Origin of the sequence: Bradyrhizobium sp. HKCCYLS1011, from assembly GCF_051167795.1 — a bacterium.
GTDB lineage: Bacteria > Pseudomonadota > Alphaproteobacteria > Rhizobiales > Xanthobacteraceae > Bradyrhizobium.
In genome coordinates, this window is record NZ_JBNPTT010000013.1 from 87326 (window position 1) to 106031 (window position 18706).

Sequence of the window (18706 nt, forward strand, 5' to 3'; positions counted from 1 at the left end):
TCCCATGCTGTCGCGCGCTGTGATCCTGTCCGCCCTCGCCCTCGGTCTGGCACCGCTTGCCGCCGAAGCGGCCGACCGCCCCGTCGTCGTCGAGCTGTTCACTTCCCAGGGCTGCTCGTCCTGCCCGCCGGCCAATGCCTATCTCAACGACCTCGCGCGCGACCGCCGCGACGTGCTGCCGCTCGCCTTCCATGTCACCTATTGGGACCGGCTGGGCTGGAAGGACCCATTCTCGCTCCCGGCCGCCACCGACCGGCAGGCGCGCTATGGCAGCCGCTTCGGCGACGGCTCCTACACGCCGGAAATCGTCGTGAACGGCGTCTCCAGTCACGTCGGCTCCTACCGCAGCGAGATCGGTGCTGCGATCGATCGCGCCAAGGGCGCCAACCAGCCCGCGGCAGACGTGCATCTCAGTCGCAATGCCGGACGGGTTCAGATCGACGTCGGCAGCGGCGAAGGCCACGGGCGCGTGCTGCTGGTCGGCTTCGATCACTATCACAAGACCGACATAAGGCGCGGCGAGAACGGCGGCCGCACCTTCGAGGAATTGAACGTGGTGCGATCGGTCCGCCCGCTCGGCGATTGGCAAGGCGCCGCTTTGCGTCTCACCGAACAGGTGCCCGAGGGTGAGGATGCGGCTGTCATCGTGGAAGCGCCTGATGGACACATCGTCGGCGCGGCGAGGCTTTGAAACGGGGCGCCGATAGCTAAAAACATGGCGCAGCACTCTCGCGACGCCGATCGCGCCGAGATCATACTGATGAGGCATGAGGTCTGCAGCTCCGCACTCCGCTGTCGTCCCGGCCTTGAGCCGGGACCCATAACCCCAGGGAGACGTGGTGAGCCAATGCTGGTCGAACAAAAATGCCTCAAACATCGGCCTATAGCTATGGGTCCCGGCTCAAGGCCGGGACGACACCGAATTTGCTGGACGATTTTTCCAAACAACTGACTACGCTCCCGCGACGCGTGAGGCGCCCGAGTTATACGGATCGCGTGCCCTCGAAAAGCGAGAGGGCGCGGGGAAGACCGGACCTCGACTGAGGCCCGTGGCCCGCCTGCTAAAAAGAAATGCAGGCGGCAGGTACCACAGGATCAGCCGGACGACCCGGCCTTCCCCGCGCGATGGTTTTAACGGCTGCTTCGCGCTCTCCCTGGGGACCGGGCTTTCTTGCCCCCATCTCGCGACAACGCGCTTTCGCGCGTTGCGCGGACCTCAGCGTCGGGAGGCCGGGACCACGCGACTTGACCGTCCGCATCGAACCTGTTCGTCGGCCCGCAAGTGCAAGCCCCAAGTCCGATACGTCCACCGCTCCCCGCTGCTACGCCTCGTGACGATCGGCCGAAACGCCCCTCTTCATCGCGAACGGGATGGCCGAGATCATCATTGTGATTTGCCCGACGACACAAGCGCATATACCTGCGGCAAACTGGCACGACGGGCAGTTTGTGCATGAGGGGAATGCGGAAATGCCCATTGGCGCAACGCGATGCGATCGCGAAACCGATAAATCACAGCCTTTATGGCCATAATCTAAAACTAACCAATTCTTCCGCCCACTCAAAGGGCCGTCAGCCAAACCTATGTCTTGTCGAACCAAGCTAGATCGTCGGTCGCGCTACACCACCTCGGGAACGGGTTCCTTCAAAATCGCTTCGACGTTTGCAGGAACAGATTTGTACAAGGTCTGCAGATCCACTAGGCTCAACACGGGCGCGGAACGCATCTGATCTTTCGCGTTAGGCCGAGAAACGTCAATTTCATTAAATCTACCCTCCATTTTTCTGAAGTGAGCATAGCATCCGATATCTATAGCAAATGCCTGGAAGTTTCCGGGTTGCGATTTATGCGTGAGAGCACTTCCGGCTTGGTGAATTATCCGATAGTCAACCAACCGGTTAAACAAAGTCCTCCAATTCTCGTCTTGCTGAAGTAGTTGCTCCGGCACTAGAAATATGTTCGTTTTCTTGTTGAGGCAAAACTCTCTAAGAACATAAATTCCAGAAATTAGCACGTCCTGCTCATCTATCTGAGAGTCCTGCTTCAGCTCTTCTATTCGCCTCTCCAAATTAGATCGACTAAGAATACGCACTTCATCCTTTCCCACCGCCTCACCTTCACTTTGACTCATTGCTTCAAGGAACAGCGAAAGAACATCTCGAGGAACTCCGCCGCCGGCCATTACCAGCCTCGAAAACCCTTCACCCTTGAACAGGGCCTGCAACTCGCCCTTGTTCAATCCTGCTCGCCGAGCATACTCCATCAATATTTGCCAATTTTGAGATTCCGTTCGGGCAAAGTCGCTGAAAGTGTAGTCGATATTTATCGGTTGATAGTCATGCCGCTCCTGGGCGCCGATTGGCTGCCCGTCACGATCGGCAAACATCGTCGAAGCATGCCTCATAGTGGCAATTTTGAAAAACAGCGGCACGTCTTTGCAAAGACGATGGATATAGTCGACTACGAAGGCCTGGTCCGCTCGCTTGAGGTGATACAGGTCATCAATCTGTAAGAAAATGCATTTGACCTTGGCCGACACCACGAAAAATTCCCGAATGCTCTTCTTAAGTTCCGGCAACCACAGGTCCAACTCCTGCAGCTTCTGCCGATGACTTCGAAATGATCTTTCGGTCTCAGTCCGCTTTTTCTCGGACCCACCCAAAGAGAATTTGAGCTTTTCCGCCTCAACGCCGATTTCGCCTTTCATTGACGAGTCATCGGCGACGGTTTCCTTGACTTCCTCGTCATGCGTATCTGGCGATCGATGCATCGTCGCGAGTTTAGAACGAATGCCCTTGATTATTTCTTTGGTTCTTGCCTTTCGCCCAAACCAGCCGGAAAGATGAGAATCAATCTCGGCAAAAAGGGACGAGAGAATCTCAATAAGCACATTGGGGAATGTATGTTGCTTGAAATCCTCGCAGTTCAAGTAGATGGCCTTGATCTCTGCCGAGAGCTGCTTGGCAGAGTCATGCAAAAGCAAGGTCTTTCCACAGCCTCGCCTTGCGAACACAGTGTGATTCTGTTTTGCGCTCACATCCTCCATCGCGTGACCTACATTTATGTAGGTGATCGCTTCGTTTCCAATTTGAACGCGAAGTCCTTCAGTAATTAGTCGACGTAGCTTGGCAAGCTTCTTGTGATCGACCATAAATATCTCCGCAAATCTATTTTTGGTTGACGTTGACACAAAAGCTCGTAACGGTCGAGTTAAATTTTGCCGCCAGGTATCGGATGTTTGCTGATAAGATAGGTTATTAGTCGCTCTACGACCGGATTAGATTATGATGAAACAGAGAGAGGCCAGCCAGCCTCATGGCGAACAGTTTGTAGGGCGGGTTAGCGAAGCGTAACCCGCCGATCCCATACGAAGGAAGTGGTGGGTTACGCGACCGCGAGCGACATTCCGGGCGAAATTGGAAGTACTGGCGCGGTCGCTAACCCACCCTACGATTTTCGATCGCTGGCTACGCCCCGCCGTCCTGGCCACCTTCGGCAATCAGCCCGACGCCTTGGCGCAGTAGCGGCGCCAGAAGGTGCGATAGCCTTCCTCGACCTTGCGCGTGTAGAGCGCGACGTTGCCGGCGGCTGAGGTCGCGATGCGCTGGGGCAATTCGGCGCGCAGCCTGGCGAGCCCCGCTGTATCAGCTACATGATTGCGGGCGATGGCGAGATAACCGGAATCATCCTCGGCCACCCAGTCATTGAGCCCGACCGCGGTGACGACCGCGCCGCCGGCCCGCGCGGACGGCGTCGTGCCGAGCTTGGTGATGACGGGGACTCCCATATGCAGGGATTCCCAGGTGCTGGCGCCGCCGTTCTGCGGGAACGGATCGAGCGAGATGTCGATCGCGGCGAATTGGGCCAGATGATCAGGGCGCGAGGTCGAGCCCATGCAGGTGATGCATTCCGCTGCAATGCCATGATCGACGAAACGTCCAATCAGGCTATCCCGCAGATAGGCGTCGTCGAGGGCGGTGTTCTTGACGACGATCCGCGCGCTCGTCAGCTCCTGCATCAGCTGCGCCCAGACCACGATCGCGGCGTCGGAGATCTTCTCGATCCGATTGAACACGCCGAAAGTGACGTAGCCGTTGCGCAACATCGGCAGCTCGGTCGCGTGAGCCCCCTCGATCGCATCCATCGTGATCATGCAAGGCAGATCATGGATCTGCTCGGCAAACAGATGGCGCACCGATGGCGGGATCGAAACCGGATCGGCCAGGACATAGTCCATGGTCGGAAGGCCGGTGCCGGTCGGATGCCCCCAGGCGCTGACCTGAATCGGCGCCGGCTTGCGCGCGAAGATCGCCAGGCGATGGCCCGAGGTGAAGCCCGACAGGTCCACCAGGATATCGACGCGATCGCTGGCAATGCGGTCGGTCAGCTCGTCATCCGACAGATTGAACGCGTCGACCCAGATGTCGGCCAAGGACTGGAAGACCTCGGTGAGCCCATCGCGGGTGGTCGAGCAGGAGTAGCAGTTGATCTGGAATTGCGCCCTGTCGTGCGATCGCAGCACCGGCAGGAACGCAAACGCCGCCGAATGCCTCCGGAAGTCCGACGACACGTAGCCGACGACGATCCGCCGGTCGGGATCGCGCGGCCGCGCTGCAAGCGTCCGACGCTGCATTTTGGATCCGATCGCATCCCACCAGCGGCGTCGCGCCGCCTGTTGCACGGCGAAATCGGCATCGGGGAGGAAATCAAGGCGAAAGATCTTCTGCACGATCGCCTCTTCGCAGTCCGGCTTGATCTCAAGTGCTCGGTCGAAATGCTGGATGGCCGCGGCGATCTCGCCCTGCTGTCCCAAGCAGATGCCGAGCAAAGTGAGGCCGAACTCGGAGGTCGGATTCAGGTCGAGCACCTTCTTGCAGGCGAGCATGGCCTCCGCCATCGCTTGTGTGAGCATGGCGACCTGCGCTTTGCCCCGCCATGCCAGCTCGAGCGTGGGATCGAGCGTGGCCGCCTTGTCGAAGTCGGCTTTCGCTTCGGGCCGTCGTCCCAAGAGCAGGTGCATCCGCCCGCGATGGGCGTGCAGCTCGGCCACATCAGGTTTGATCGCGAGCGCGGCGTTGTAGGCTGCCTCCGCCACCGGGAAGTGCCGGAGCTCGACGTGAGCCAGACCCTTGTTGACGAGGGCCTCGAAGTGCCGCGGCTGGAACGAAAGCGCCCGCTCGAAACTGTCGGCCGCCGCCGCATATTGCTTGAGCATCAATTGCGCCACGCCGCGATTGCAATATGCATCGGCGTCGTAGGGCTTGAGCGCAATTGCGCGGGTGAAGGCTGCGACGGCTTGCTCGGCCCGTTCGAGCCGCAGCAGCGCGGTGCCGAGATTTGCGTGCGCTTTCGCGAAATCCGGTTTCAGCGCCACCGCCCGCTCCTGGCAGGCACACGCCTCCTCATAGCGCTGCAAATTGAATAGCGCAAAACCGAGATTGTATTGCGCGTCCGCCGAACCGGGCTCAAGGGCGACAGCGCCCTCGAGCGCCTGCCGCGCCTCTTCCAACTGGCCGCAATCGAGCAACGATGCGCCGAGCAGATGCATCGCGTCGAAGTAATTCGGCACCTCCTGGAGCACGCGCCGGCACAAGGCTTGAACCTCCGCCTGCCGGCCCTGGCGATAGGCGGCCTGCACGGCCGGCAGAAACGTCTCGGCCAGATTTTTCAGCTTCTTCTGCAGCCGCGCGTTCTGATACGCGCGCGAACCGACATTTGCCAAGGATGATCTCCGGAAGAGTCAACAATTGACGCGAGCGAACGCAACGGATGGATGCAGGCCAACTCACGCATTGGCCGCGCAATAGCGCTGCCAGAAGGTGCGATAGCCCTCCTCGACCTTGCGCGTGTAGAGCGCGACGTTCCCAGCGGCCGACGTCGCGATGCGCTGGGGCAATTCGGCGCGCAGCCTGGCGAGCGCAGCCGGGTCAGCCACCTGACGGCGGGCGACGGCAAGATAACCGGCGTCATCCTCGGCCACCCAGTCATTGAGCCCGATCGCGCTGACGACCGCGCCGCCGGCCCGCGCTGACGGCGTCGTGCCGAGCTTGGTGATGACGGGGACCCCCACATGCAGGGATTCCCAGGTGCTGGCGCCGCCGTTCTGCGGGAACGGATCGAGCGAGATATCGATCGCGCCGAATTGGGCCAGATGATCCGCGCGCGAGGTCGAGCCCATGCACGTGACGCGCTCTGCCGCGATGCCGTGATTGACGAAACGGCCAATCAGGCTATCCCGCAGATAGGCGTCATCGAGCGCCGTGTTCTTGATCACGATGCGCGCGCTCGGCAGCTCCTGCATCAGCTCTGCCCAGACCGCAAGCGCGACATCCGAGATCTTGTCGATCCGGTTGAACACGCCGAAGGTCACGTAGCCGTTGCGCAGCATCGGCAGCTCGGTCGCGTGGGCCCCCTCGATCGCATCCATCGTGATCATGCAGGGCAGATCATGGATCTGCTCGGCAAATAGATGACGCACCGGTGGCGGGATCGAAACCGGGTCGGCCAGGACATAGTCCATGGTCGGAAGGCCGGTGCCGGTCGGATGCCCCCAGGCGCTGACCTGGATCGGCGCCGGCTTACGCGCAAACACCGGCAGCCGGTTGCCGGCAGAATGGCCGGACAGATCGACCAGCACATCGACCTGATCGGCCTCGATGCGCGCCGCAAGCTCCTCGTCCGACATCTGCCAGGCATCGACCCAGATGTCCGCAGCGGACCGGCATTGCACGGTCATCCGATCCTGTGACGGTGACGAGGAGTAGCAGGCTACCCGGAACTGCTGCTGATCGCGATGCGTCAGCACCGGCAAGAAAGCCAACGCAGCCGAATGCGCTCTGAAGTCCGAAGAGACATAGCCGATCGTGATGGTCCGCTCTGGATCAAGGTCTCGCGGCAGCAGCCGCCTCTGCGAAATACGCGCCCCGATCCTGGTCCACCATTCGCGTCGCGCCGCCTGGTGCTGAGCGAAGTCGCAGTCGGGTATGAAATCCAGTGCGAAGATCTTCGCAGTGATCGCGTCAGCATAATCGGGCTTGATCTCCAGCGCGCGCTCGAAATGCTGCAGCGCTGAAGCGATGTCGCCCTGCTTGCAAAAGCACTCTCCGAGCCACGTCCAGGCGACTTCGGACCTGGGATTCTGTTCGAGAATCTTGCGCAAGGCGGCCATCGCCGGCGCGACATTCTCCTTCAACACCGAGATTTGAGCGTGGCCGAGCAGCGCCACTTCGAGCAACGGGTCGATCGCGAGCGCGGCATCGTAATCCAGCTTGGCCTGATCGAACTGCCCGAGCTGCTGACGGAGGCGGCCGCGATGGGCGAGGACCAAAGCGACGCCCGGCCGGATCGCGAGTGCGGCATCGAAGGCGGCGAACGCCTCATCGGAATGGCGCAGATTGATGTTGACCAGGCCTTTGCCGAACAGCGCCTCCGACTGACGCGGGTTCAGCGCGAGCGCGCGATCGAAGCTACTCATAGCCTCGACATTGCGGTTGAGCAGCAGTTCCGCCATGCCGCGATTGCAGTAAGCGTCGGCGTAGTTGGGCTTGGCCGCGAGCGCGCGCTCGTGCGCCTGCAGCGCCTCCTCCAGCAGGCCGAGCTTCATCAGCGTGTTGCCGAAACCGGTCAGCGCCGCTGCGAAATTCGGCCTGGCCGCGACGGCGCGCTCCTGCACTGTCCGCGCCTCCTGATAGCGCTTCCGGCTGAACAGCGCGAGGCCGAGATTGGCGAGCGCCTCGGCATGGCGCGGCTCGGCGTCGACCGCCTGTGTCAGAGCCTGCTCGGCGACATCCAGACGGCCGCTCTCCAGCGCCGACACACCGAGCAGATGCAGTGCATCGAAATGGTCGGGCACCAGCGCGAGTGTCTGGCCGCAGATCGCCTGCGCCTCGGCGTGCCGGCCTGCGCGATAGGCGGCCACAGCCTGCGGCAGCAGCGCGTCGGCCTGCTTGCGGTTCTTCTTTTGAAGGCGAGCGTTCTGGAACGCGCGCGAACCGACATTTGCCAAGGATGGTCTCCAGAACGGTCAGGAATTGACGCGGAGAACGCGATGGACGCAGGCCGTCTCAGGCATTGGCGGCGCAGTAGCGGCGCCAGAAAGTGCGATAGCCCTCCTCGACCTTGCGCGTGTAGAGCGCGACGTTCCCAGCGGCTGAGGTCGCGATGCGCTGGGGCAGTTCGGCGCGCAGCTTGGCGAGCGCGGCGGGATCGGCCACATGATTGCGGGCGATGGCGAGATAGCCGGCGTCGTCCTCGGCCACCCAGTCGTCGAGCCCGATCGCCGTGATCACTGCACCGCCGGCCCGCGCTGACGGCGTCGACCCGAGCTTGGTGATGACGGGGACTCCCATATGCAGGGATTCCCAGGTGCTGGCGCCGCCATTCTGGGGAAACGGATCGAGCGAGATGTCGATCGCACCGAATTCAGCCAGATGATCAGGGCGTGAGGTCGAGCCCATGCACCTGATGCGTTCTGCCGCGATGCCATGATCGACGAAACGGCCGATGAGACTGTCGCGCAGATAGGCGTCATCAAGGGCAACGTTCTTGATCACGATCCGCGCGCTCGTCAGCTCCTGCATGAGCTCTGCCCAAACTGCAAGCGCGGCGTCAGAGATCTTGTCGATCCGATTGAACACGCCGAAGGTGACGTAGCCGTTGCGCAGCATCGGCAGCTCAGTCGCGTGGCCCCCCTCGATCGCATCCATCGTGATCATGCAAGGCAGATCATGGATCTGCTCGGCAAACAGATGGCGCGCCGATGATGGGATCGAAACCGGATCGGCCAGGACATAGTCCATCGTCGGGAGTCCAGTGCCGGTCGGGTGCCCCCAGGCGCTCGCCTGAATCGGCGCCGGCTTGCGCGCAAACACCGAGAGGCGGTGGCCGCCCGAATGACCGGAGAGATCGACCAGAATGTCGACCTGATCAGCCTGGATCTGGTCGGCCAGTTCGTCGTCGGACAATTGCCAGGCGTCCACCCATTTGTCGGCAATGGACTGGAATTTTTCCGTGACGCTGTCGCGCAATGGCGAGCACGAATAGCAGACCACGCGGAATGCGCCGTGGTCGTGATGTCGCAGGACCGGGAAGAACGCGAGGGCCGCCGAATGATTGCGGAAATCTGAGGAGACGTAGCCGACAACCAGCGGACGTTCCGGATCGCAATCCCGGACGTCCAGTTTGCGTTGCCAGATCCTGGCGCCGATCCGCTCCCACCACTCGCGGCGAACCGCCTGTTGCAGAGCGAAGTCTGCATCCGGGAGAAAGTCGAGCGCAAAGATCTTCTTGGTGACCGCCTCCTCGAAGTCCGGCTTGATCTCGAGCGCGCGATCGAACAGCTGGATGGCACCAGTCACATCGCCCTGCTTGGCGAGACATGCCCCCAGCCAGACCAGCGCCACTTCGGACGACGCATTCTGCTCCAGCACCTTGTTGCAGGCCGCCATCGCCGGCGCAACGTTACCATTGAGGACGTTGACGTGAGCCTTGCCGAGCAGCGCGGCCTCCAGGTTGGGATCGGCGACCAGCGCAGCATCGAAATCGGCCTCGGCCGGCTCGAAATGTCCCATCTGCAGATGGAGGCGGCCGCGCTGCGCCAGGATGGCGGCATTGCCCGGACTGAGCGCCAGCGCCGCGTTGAACGACGTCAACGCCTGGTCGCAATGCCGCAGATTGACGCCGACCAGGCCCAGGCCGAAGGTCGCGTGCATATGCCGTGGGTTGAGCGCGAGCGCACGGTTGAAGCTCTCATATGCCTCCTGATGCCGCTGCATCAGCAGCAGGGTCATCCCGCGGTTGCAATAGGCATCAGCATAATCGGGCTTTAAGGCGATCGCGCGCAGGTGCGCCTCCAGCGCCTGGTCGAACAGCCTCATGTTCATCAGCGTATTGCCGAGCGTGGTGAACGCCACCGCGAAATTCGGCTTCGCCGCGGTCGCACGTTCCTGGACCTTGCGCGCTTCCTCGTAGCGTTTCTGATGGAAGTACACCAAGCCGAGATTGACGAGGGCCTCGGCATGGCGCGGCTCGAGGGCGACCGCCCGCGTCAGCGCCTGTTCGGCGACGTCCAGCCGCCCGCAATCCAGCGTGGAGATCCCCAACAGGTGCAAAGCGGGGAAATAGTCCGGAAGCAGGTCCAGAACCTGTCTGCAGATCGCTTGGGTATCGGCATGGCGGCCGGCACGATAGGCCTCGACCGCGGCAGGATATAGCGCCTCCGCCTGCTTGCGGTTTTTCTTCTGCAGCCGCGCGTTCTGGAACGCGCGCGAACCAATCGTGCTTTGCAAGGATCCCCTCCGCCCCGGATGTCCTTGCGAATCTAGCACATGGGTTTTGATTCGGCCTTCGATTCGAGAGCGGTAAGTGAGTCCTACTCGCGCCGGTAGTCATCCTCGATGCGGATGATGTCGTCCTCGCCGAGATACGAGCCGGTCTGCACCTCGATCAGCTCCAACAGGATCTTGCCGGGATTGTCCAGCCGGTGCACCGCGCCCATCGGGATGTAGATCGATTCGTTCTCGTGCACCATGGACACCGTCTCGTTGACGGTGACGCGCGCCGTTCCGCGCACCACGATCCAATGCTCGGAGCGGTGATAGTGCTTCTGCAGGGACAGCCGCTGGCCGGGCTTGACCACGATGCGCTTGACCTGGTGCCGCTCGCCATTGTCGACCGACTGATAGCTGCCCCAGGGACGATGCACCTTGATGTGCGCCTCCGTCACCTCCGGAGCTACGGTCTTCAGCTTGGCCACCAGACGCTTGAGGCCATTGGCATCCTTCTGGCGTGAGACCAGCACGGCGTCCTGCGTCGCCACCACGACGAGGTCGTCGACCCCCTCCAGCGCCACCAGCGCCTTGTCGCTGACCACGTTGCAGTTGCGGGAGTCCTCGAACACGGATGCGCCGCGCGCGGCATTGCCCTGCGCGTCCTTCTCCGACAGCTCCCAGACCGCATGCCACGAACCGACATCGGACCAGCCGCAGGAGACCGGCACCACGGCCGCCCGCTCCGTCTTCTCCATCACGGCATAATCGATCGAGATCGGCTTGGCGGCCGCGAAGCTATCCGCGTTGAGAATGATGAAGCCGAGGTCGCGGCCAGCGTTGATGACGGAGTCCGTCACCGCCTGCACGCTGGCGGAATCGAATTTGCGATACTCGTCGAGCAGCAGAGCGGCGCGGAACATGAAATTGCCGCTGTTCCAGAAATAACCGTCCCGGATGTACTGCTCGGCGGTCGGCTGATCCGGCTTCTCGACGAAGCGCGCCACTGCGCGCACTTGCCCCGCCACGGCGTCGCCCGGGCAGATGTAGCCATATTCGGTCGCGGCACGCTCGGGCGTGACGCCGAAGGTGACGATACGGCCCGCTTCGGCCGCCGCCAGTCCCTCGCGGCAGGCCGCGAGAAACGCGTCGGTATCGCGCACCACATGGTCCGCGGCGAGCGCCAGTACGACCGCCTCACCATCGCGCGTCCGCGCAAACGCTGCACCGGCCGCAATCGCCGGACCTGAGTCGCGGCGCATCGGCTCCAACAGCACATCGGCCTCGATGCCGATTTCGGCCAATTGCTCCAGCACCATGAAACGGTAGGCGGCGTTGGTGATGATGATCGGCCGCTCGAACAGGCTGGCGTCCGAGACACGCAGCAGCGTCTCCTGGAAGGTCGAGCGGGCGCCGAACAGCGGCAGGAACTGCTTGGGCCGCACCTCGCGCGACGCCGGCCAGAGCCGCGTGCCGGCGCCGCCGCACATGATCAGGGGGATGATGCGTCTGGTCATGAAATCAGTCCTCAAATGCGATGATAGTCACGATACCATTTGGCGAAGCGGGCAATTCCCTCCTCGATCGGCGTCGCAGGCCGAAAGCCGATGTCGCGCTCCAAATCAGCCACGTCGGCGTAGGTCGCCTCGACGTCACCCGGCTGCATCGGCAGCATTTCCTTGAGTGCCGTCCGCCCGAACTCCTGCTCCAGCACTGATATCACGTGCGTCAGCTCTTCGGGGTGATTGTTACCGATATTGTAAACCACCCATGGCGCCCTGGAAGTGGCCGGATCGGGCCGGTTCCCCTCCCAGTCCGGGTTCCCTTTGGGCGGCCGACCGACCAGACGGACCACGGCCTGGACCACGTCGTCGACGTAAGTGAAATCGCGCCGCATCCGGCCATGGTTAAAAAGCTTGACCGGCTGCCCCGCCAGGATCGCCTTGGCGAAGATGAACATTGCCATGTCCGGCCGCCCCCAGGGCCCGTAAACCGTGAAGAAGCGCAAGCCGGTCGTCGGCAGCCTGTAGAGATGGCTGTAGGAATGCGCCATCAGCTCGTTGGCCTTCTTGGTCGCGGCGTAGAGGCTGATCGGATGGTCGACGTTGTCCTTGACCGAGAATGGCAGCTTGGTGTTGGCGCCATAGACCGAAGACGACGAGGCGAACAGAAGATGTTCGCAGCCATGATGGCGGCAGCCCTCGAGAATATTGATGAAGCCCTCGAGATTGGCATCGACATAGGCGTGCGGATTCTCCAGCGAATAGCGCACGCCCGCCTGCGCGGCGAGGTGGATGACGGCCGGAAAACGATGTTGCGCGAACAGCGCCTTGACCGCGGCGCGGTCCGCGAGATCAAGCTTGAGGAAGCTGAACCCCGGCTGGGCTTTGAGCAGCTCCAGCCGCGCCTCTTTCAGCCGCGGATCGTAGTAGCTGTTGAGGTTGTCGATGCCGACAACGCGCCGCCCCTCGTTCAGCAGATGCTGCGCGACGTGAAAACCGATGAAACCGGCGGCGCCGGTCACGAGGACGGTGTCATCTGTCATTGTCGCTCCCATCACGGCCGCCACAGCTCGATCCCGGCAGGCTTGCCGGCGCGATCGAGCTTCATCTTCACATCGAGAACGAGCCCGCTGCCTTCGCGCAGCAGCCGCTGCACCAGCGCCCAGCCCCCCCCGATATAGGCCTCATGCGCCACCGCCAGCACGAGCGCATCGGCCGGGCGCAAGCTCTCGAGCGCTGTCAGCGCCACGCCGTACTCTTCCTCGACGGTTCGCACGTCCGCCAGCGGATCGGCGATCTGCACGTTGACGCCAAACGATTGCAATTCCCTGACGATATCGATGACGCGGGAATTCCGGATGTCCGGCACGTTCTCCTTGAAGGTGATGCCAAGGATCGTCACCGTGCCGCTCTGGCCCTTGCGGCGTAACAGGCCGCGGATGCATTCGCGCGCGATCCGCCGGCCCATCTCGTCGTTGATGCGGCGACCGGCCAGGATCACCTCGGGATGATAGCCGGCCTTCTCGGCGCGATAGGTGAGATAGTAAGGATCGACACCGATGCAGTGGCCGCCGACCAGCCCGGGCGAGAACGGCAGGAAATTCCACTTGGTGCCGGCAGCCGCCAGCACATCGCCGGTATCGATCTCGAGCGCCTGGAAGATCAGCGACAGCTCGTTCATGAAGGCGATGTTGAGGTCGCGCTGGGTGTTCTCGATCACCTTGGCGGCTTCCGCCACCTTGATCGAGGGCGCGCGATGGATGCCGGCGGTGACCACCGAGCCATAGACGTTTGCGACGATGTCGAGCGTCGCTGCGTCCTGCGCCGAAACCACCTTGGTGATGGTCTCGAAACGGTGAACCTTGTCGCCGGGATTGATGCGTTCGGGCGAGTAGCCGACGCTGAAATCCACACCAGCCTTGAGGCCGGAGTCGCTCTCCAGGATCGGAACGCAATCCTCTTCCACTGCGCCCGGATACACGGTCGACTCATAAACCACGATGTCGCCGCGCTTGAGGACCGCACCGACCGTGCGCGTCGCCGCGAGCATGGCCGAAAGATCCGGCCGGCGCGCCGCATCGATCGGGGTCGGCACGGTAACGATGTAGAAGTCGGCGGAGCGGAGATCGGTCGGCTCGGCGGTGAAGCTCAAGCCCGCTCGCTTCAGATCGGCACTCTCGACCTCACGGGTGCGATCAAGCCCGGCGCGCAGCTCGGCGACACGGCTGGCATCGATGTCAAAGCCGGTGACCGGACAGCCGCCGCGCGCGAAGGCTGCAGCGACCGGCAGGCCCACATAACCGAGGCCAATCACCGCAATTGTCCGGCCATGAGACATAAATTGATTTTCCAGTCGTTTTCGAGGCCATTGACGCCACCCCGGCGACTGTTTAGCCACCTGAGCTGAGGGACCGCAAGGGGTGCGCCGCCGGGAACGGCGCCCCCCGCCTCGTCAACGGTCCGATAACCACGCTCCGAGAGCCACATCGAGACGGGATTTTAGCGTCTCGCGCCCGGCTTGGACGGACCAGATCAAGGGCGAAGCTGGCCTCTCATGCGTTCGTTTCTCATCCTCGTGCTCCGGATCGCGGTATCGCTGGCGCTGCTCTATCTCGCGCTGCGCGGGATCAATTTTGCCGCGATCCAGGAGCGGCTCAGCCAGATCAACCTTGGCTGGATCGTCATTGCGGTTCTGGTCACGCTGATCCAGGTCTTCATCGGGGCGCTGCGATGGCGGGAGATCTCCGCGCTTTGCGGCGCGCCACTGAGCGATCTGCAGGCGTTCCGCTACAACATGATCGGGTCTTTCTTCAACCAGACCCTGCCCTCCTCGATCGGCGGCGATGCCGTGCGGCTGTGGCTGATCGGCCGCACCGGCGCCGGCTGGCGCGCGGCGAGCTATTCGATCCTGACCGACCGTGCGGTGGGCTTCATCGCGCTCGCGCTGATCATCGTTGCGAGCCTGCCGTGGAGCTACAGCATGATCGCCGACGACAAGGGCCGGCTCGCTTTGGTCCTGGTCGACTTGGCTGCCCTTGCTGCAGGCGTCGGCTTCCTGATCTTCGGTTACCTTCCGGATGCCTGGATGAAGGCGTGGTGGCCGACCCGTCACGTTCATGCCTGCTCCGTGATCGCAAATCGGGTGATCTTCGGCAGAACAACAGGCCCCAAGATCGCCGTGCTCTCCTTGTCGATCCACGTGCTGGCGGTCGTGATTGCCTGGTGCGCGGTCCGCTCGATCGCAGCCCCTGCCGATTTCGAGCAGTTGTTCATGCTGACGCCGCCGATCATGCTGATCACGATGCTGCCGATCTCGATTGCCGGCTGGGGCGTGCGCGAGGCGACCATGATGGTCGCTTTCGGTTATGCCGGACTGGCGCCGGCCGACGGCACGGTGGTCTCGATCCTGTTCGGCGCGGTCTATTTCATCGTCGGCGGCATGGGCGGGCTGGTCTGGATCTTCAGTGCGGAGAAAGGCGCCGGCGCCATGAGCATCCCGGCCACTGCCGAAGACTGAACCTGTCCTTTTTGGACTGCCTGCCTTTGTTGTTTGCCTGGCCTGGCCGATCTATCGCGCTGCGACCCAGCTGTCGTGCCAGGCCTCTGCTATCAGCACGTTCCACAGCCAATAGGCGTGATTATGCCGGCCGCTCAGGTGCTCGCCGAACATTTTTTCCACGCGCCGCGGCTCGAACAGGCCCTGCCGCTTCAGCCGCGCCGGTGACAACAGGTCACCGGCCCAGGATTTGAGTGGTCCGCGCAACCAGCCATCCAGCGGGATGCTGAAGCCGGTTTTCGGGCGGTCGATCAGTTCAGCGGGGACGTGCCGGTCGAGCACCTGCCGCACCAGCCATTTGCCGCGTCCCTCCCGCACCTTCATGCGCGTCGGCACCCGCGCGGCAAACTCGACGACGTCCTTGTCCAGGAAAGGCACCCGCGTTTCGAGCGCCACGGCCATCGCCGCGCGGTCGACCTTTTGCAGGATGTCGTCGCTGAGGTAGCTCAAGGAATCGGCCAACGTCATGCGGTCGAGCGGATCGAGGTCCACCCCGACCTGCATCATTTCTTCGAACGCCCAGCTTCTGCTCTCGTTGCCGGCCAGAACCGTCCGAGCTGGATCGCCGTCGATCGAACAGAGCGAGCGGTACATCTCATCAAAGGAATCGGCTCCGATCATGCGCGCAAGCTTGGCCACCTGATCGCCGGGGTGCCGCACCTTCAACCGCGCCGGCAACAGCGGCTGCAGCACCTTGAAAATCGTATCGGCCGGCTCGGGAGCGATCGCTCCCAGCAGCACAGCCATGGCCCGCCGCAGCGGCGCCGGCATGCGGCCAAAGCGCGCCTGGAGCGCCCCGCCCCAGACATGCCGGTTGTAGCCGCCGAACAATTCATCGCCGGCATCACCCGACAGCGCTACCGTGACATGCTGGCGTGCCAGCTGCGACACCAGATGAGTCGGGATCTGCGACGAGTCCGCAAATGGTTCGTCGTACATCCGCGGCAGTTTGGGGACCACGTCCATCGCGGTCTTCGCATCGACATAGAGATCGGTATGCGCGGTGCCGAGATGGGCTGCGACCTTGCGCGCGTCCTCCGCCTCGTTATAGGCGCCTTCGGCGAAGCCGATGCTGAAGGTCCGCACCGGCTGGCTGGCCTGCGCCTGCATCAGCGCGACGATGGTCGAGGAATCGATGCCACCCGACAGGAAAGCGCCGAGCGGCACGTCCGACAGGCACTGCCGCTTGACCGCAACCGACAGCAATCGTTCGAGCTCGTCAGTTGCTTCACGCTCGTCGCTGAAACGGGTGTGCTGCGCGGCGACGACCTGGTCACGCAGGGACCAATAGGCCTGCGGCGGCGGCAGGCTGCCGGGCATGGCGTCGGCGCCGAAGGTGACGAAGGATCCCGGCGGCAGCTTTCGAATTCCGCTCCAGATCGAGGCCGGCGCCGGCACGTAGGAATAGCGCATGAACGCGGTCAGCGCCGCACGATCGATCGACGGGGCCCAATCGGGATGCGCCGCAAGCGCCTTCAACTCGGAGCCGAATACGAGATCGGCGCCGCTCCAGCCGTAATACAGCGGCTTCTCGCCGAAGCGATCGCGCGCCAAAGTCAGCGTCCGCGCCTCGGCATCCCAAAGGCCGAGAGCGAACATGCCGATCATCCGCTGGAGCGTTGCCGCAACGCCCCATTGCTTGACGGCCGCAAGCAGTGTTTCGGTGTCGGAATGGCCGCGCCAGTTCGGCGCGGCGCCGGCCGCCTCCAGCTCGGCACGGATGTCGAGGTGGTTGTAGATCTCGCCGTTGAACGTCACCGTGAAGCGGCCGCAGGCGCTGCGCATGGGTTGCGCACCGGCCGCGGACAGATCGAGAATCGAGAGCCGCCGATGTCCGAAGGCGATCCCCGCCTCCGCAAGCGTCCAAAATCCCGAGGCATCCGGACCACGATGGGCCAGTGCCTCCGTCATCCGGCCGGCATAACCCGCAAGCAGGCTCTCATCAGCGCCACCGGGGCGAAACAGGCCCGCTATCCCGCACATCGGAAGACCTATCGCTCCTTCACTGGTCCTAATGGCCTCTGGCTGTCCTGACGGCTACTCTCACACCTCACACGCGAAGGCCGCAATAGCGAAATGCCCAAACTTGCAGCCTGTCAGGAACGTATCGCGGTTCGTTTCTCAAACCTTGACGTCGCCATCCTTGCCGACGACGCGGGTCTCCGGGCACAGCACGATGAAATGCCCGCCCTTTTGCAGATAGTCCTGATTGGTCTCGATGATCTTCTTGGAATGCACCCAGGCCAGGATGATGGTGTAGTCAGGCATGCGCTTGAGCAGCTCCGCCGTCGGCACCACGAGGATGCCGTCGCCGGACTCATGGCGGCCAACTTTCTGCGGGTGATCATCGACGATGTAGTCGATCTTGCCGGTCAGTCCGAGCTGGATCATCAGCGTTGGGCCGCTGCGGGCCGCGCCGTAGCCGGCGATGGTCTTGCCGTCCGCCTTCAATTTGGCCGCCAGTTCCGCGGTTCGCGCGCGGAGCTGCTTCACCTTGCTGCCGAAGGCGTGCAGCGTCTCGAGCTGGTCGAGCTTCCGTTCGCCTTCCAGCGCGACCAGCTGCTTGACCGAATCCTCGACAGGCCGGCTGCCGCCCTTGAGCTGCACCGTGCCGAGCAGGGAGCCGTGCTGGATCGGCGCGCGCTCGACCGCGATCAGTTCGAGCCCGTGACGGTCGAGAAACTTGATCAGCGGCTTGACCGAATGGTGGCTGAGATGCTCGTGGAACAGAGTCGCGATCAGCACGCCGTCGACGATGTCGAGCAGATACTGCGCCTCGAAAAAGAACAGGCCGTCGGGGGCCAGCATGGTGCGCACGCAATCCACCATCTCGCCGAGATCGTCGGCATGGGCGAACACGTTGAAGGCGCAGACGATGTGCGCCGGCCCATGCTCCTCGCGAATGCGCTTGGCGAGGTCGCGGGTCATCAGCGAGGTGATGGTCGGAATCCCCGCATCATTTGCGCGCTGCGCCGCGTCCGTCGCGGGATCGATGCCGAGCACGCGATAGCCGGCCTGCTTGAACGGCTTGAGCAGCGAGCCGTCATTGCTGCCGATGTCGACGACGAGCGAACCCTGCGGCGCGCTGGAGGCCCTCATGGCCTTGGCCGCGACGTTCTGGAAGTGCTCCGGCATGCCTTTGGCATCGCCGGAATAGTAGGTGTAGGAATCCCACAGCGTCTTGGGATCGATGATATCCGTTTGCTGGACATGGCCGCAATCGCCGCACATGTAGACGTCAACGGGATAGCGGGCCGCATTCGCCGCCACGCTGCGATCGTGGGAATAATTTTCCGAAAGCGGGATCGGCGAAAGCTCGACGACGCGTTCGACGTTCTTGGAGTCGCAAAGGCGGCACGTCTGGCGCTTTGTCACGGTCATA

At 62.8% G+C, this 18706-nt stretch carries 11 protein-coding genes; 2 read left to right on the forward strand and 9 right to left on the reverse strand.

Annotation, left to right across the window (positions count from 1 at the left end; all coding sequences use genetic code 11):
* Positions 1-4 precede the first annotated feature (4 nt).
* Positions 5-691, forward strand: coding sequence for a DUF1223 domain-containing protein (locus ACQR1W_RS34465; RefSeq protein ID WP_434854937.1), 687 nt, complete (start codon positions 5-7; stop codon positions 689-691).
* Between the two features lie 928 nt (positions 692-1619).
* Here ACQR1W_RS34465 and ACQR1W_RS34470 read toward each other — a convergent pair.
* From ACQR1W_RS34470 to ACQR1W_RS34500, 7 genes are all read right to left on the reverse strand, one after another.
* Entirely contained in the window at positions 1620-3152 is a 1533-nt protein-coding gene (locus ACQR1W_RS34470) for a hypothetical protein (protein ID WP_434854938.1), read from the reverse strand.
* A gap of 348 nt (positions 3153-3500) precedes the next feature.
* Positions 3501-5723 (reverse strand): tetratricopeptide repeat protein, encoded by a 2223-nt coding sequence (locus ACQR1W_RS34475; protein WP_434854939.1) that lies wholly within the window; start codon positions 5721-5723, stop codon positions 3501-3503.
* A gap of 63 nt (positions 5724-5786) precedes the next feature.
* Complete coding sequence (locus ACQR1W_RS34480) at positions 5787-8006, reverse strand: tetratricopeptide repeat protein (protein ID WP_434854940.1); 2220 nt, start codon at positions 8004-8006, stop codon at positions 5787-5789.
* 58 nt (positions 8007-8064) lie between these two features.
* Positions 8065-10287 carry a tetratricopeptide repeat protein gene (locus ACQR1W_RS34485; RefSeq protein ID WP_434854941.1) on the reverse strand — a complete coding sequence of 741 codons (2223 nt, stop codon included), beginning with the start codon at positions 10285-10287 and terminating at the stop codon, positions 8065-8067.
* An 83-nt stretch (positions 10288-10370) separates the two neighbouring features.
* Positions 10371-11783, reverse strand: a complete 1413-nt coding sequence (locus tag ACQR1W_RS34490) for a mannose-1-phosphate guanylyltransferase/mannose-6-phosphate isomerase (RefSeq protein WP_434854942.1) — start codon at positions 11781-11783, stop codon at positions 10371-10373.
* Between the two features lie 11 nt (positions 11784-11794).
* Positions 11795-12811, reverse strand: coding sequence for an NAD-dependent epimerase (locus ACQR1W_RS34495; RefSeq protein ID WP_434854943.1), 1017 nt, complete (start codon positions 12809-12811; stop codon positions 11795-11797).
* An 11-nt stretch (positions 12812-12822) separates the two neighbouring features.
* Entirely contained in the window at positions 12823-14106 is a 1284-nt protein-coding gene (locus tag ACQR1W_RS34500; protein ID WP_434854944.1) for a nucleotide sugar dehydrogenase, read from the reverse strand.
* Positions 14107-14322: 216 nt separating this feature from the next.
* On the opposite strand from ACQR1W_RS34500, the gene ACQR1W_RS34505 reads away from it, so the two are divergent.
* Complete coding sequence (locus tag ACQR1W_RS34505) at positions 14323-15285, forward strand: lysylphosphatidylglycerol synthase transmembrane domain-containing protein (RefSeq protein WP_434854945.1); 963 nt, start codon at positions 14323-14325, stop codon at positions 15283-15285.
* 51 nt (positions 15286-15336) lie between these two features.
* On the opposite strand, the gene asnB is transcribed toward ACQR1W_RS34505, so the two are convergent.
* Both asnB and ACQR1W_RS34515 read right to left on the reverse strand, forming a co-directional pair.
* Positions 15337-17307, reverse strand: coding sequence for an asparagine synthase (glutamine-hydrolyzing) (asnB, locus tag ACQR1W_RS34510; protein WP_434854946.1), 1971 nt, complete (start codon positions 17305-17307; stop codon positions 15337-15339).
* Between the two features lie 138 nt (positions 17308-17445).
* Positions 17446-18705: a methyltransferase domain-containing protein gene (locus tag ACQR1W_RS34515; RefSeq protein WP_434854947.1), complete on the reverse strand. Its 1260-nt coding sequence runs from the start codon at positions 18703-18705 to the stop codon at positions 17446-17448.
* Between the last annotated feature and the right edge of the window lies 1 nt (position 18706).